Raw genomic sequence first — 1,531 nt, forward strand, 5'->3', positions numbered from 1 at the left:
TCCAAACCAACAATATTCCAATAGTCGTTAATTCCGTCACCATTTGGTGTAAAATAGTGAGGATAATCGATGATTTGTACACCTGTTAATTGGAATGGATCACAGCTGCTTGCTACGCCACCTTTGTCATCCCATACCGTTATGGTGTGAACTCCAAGTGGTACGTTTTCAAACACATTGCTGGTTTGTCTTGGACCTCCATCAAGGCTGTATAAGTAAGTTCCATATCCTGTTACAGTTACTGTGATGGTTTGCATATCTGAAAAAGCATTGCTTACTTCATAGCCTACGCCAATAGCCACTGCTTGTCCTGATTGTATTACTGTAAATGGTAAAGATTCATCATTACATGCTTCTGTACTTGTACTTGTCATTACAACTGTAAAATCACTACTTATAGTATCTGGAAGAGGATCAATTACTTCATAAGTCTGGCTGGTAGCTCCAGGTATTGCAACACCAGCCTGGTCATACCATTGGTAAGTGTAAGTTAATGGTATTGTTCCAGGTAAGTATACTGTTGTATTAGTTGCTGTTAAAACTAATGATCTAACTACTTGTTGCGTATTATAATCCACACAAATCACATCTGTAGGCGCTATTATAAGCGGTGTTGGTGGTTGTTCAACATAAATATTAAACGATCCTATTTTCTCACAACCTGTTACTTTATTTTTAACACTAATCCAAAGCGTATGTGTGTAAGCTTGATAGTTTACTAAATCGGTAATAGGAGCTGGTGTTAAAGCTGGAGTTGCCTCTGGGTTGTACTCTGTATTGTAGAAAAACACATCATAATCTGCTGTAGTTTGTGTAGCTCCTAAAATAGCTGGGATTAATAATGTCAAATCATAAGTTGAATATCCATCATTAGCTCCACTAGCATCACAAGTAGAATAAGGTGATGGTTCATTAAGTTCTGGTTTTGGATTAACGAAAATTGTTAATGCCTCAACTGGTCCTGGACATCCTGTAGCGATATTAGTAGCTCTTACATAAATCGTTTGTGGATTACTTATATTAGTATAATTTGATGAAATTGGAATGGTTGCTGCTGAATCAAAATAGAAATTCAAGGTGTAACCCGATAATGGTAAAGCATTTCCTGCTAGAAGTTGTGCTATACGTGTATTTGAACTTAAATTAAACAAAGTAAATCCATCGGTATCATCATCACATTCTTGAAAACTTAACCCCGAAACAATAATTGGCACTGGATTAACAATTACTGGTTGCTCTACAAGAACATAACAATTTTGTCCATTGGTTCCTGTAAAAACATTACTCTCTACTCTAATCCATACATTACCACTTACACTAGCGTTTGTTGGACTTGTTATTTCATTAGTTGGTGGTATTGCAATAGCATCATTATAACTCGGATAATAATGTAATGTTACATTTGGATCACCATTAGCAATGTAAGCAGCGTTAGTAGTTAAATCAAAAATTTCACTTCCATCATTTGGACCAATATCATCACAAGCTTCAAGCTCAAAACCAGTCATGTTGGTATTTGGTGTAGGAACTG

Annotated in this window: 1 pseudogene; it reads right to left on the reverse strand. The window is 36.1% G+C overall.

Features of this window, described 5'->3' with window-relative positions:
* A pseudogene (locus ACYU7A_RS08090) lies at nucleotides 1-1,531 on the reverse strand (adhesin); the annotation flags it as partial.

The sequence above is a fragment of the Flavobacterium koreense genome, assembly GCF_054776075.1.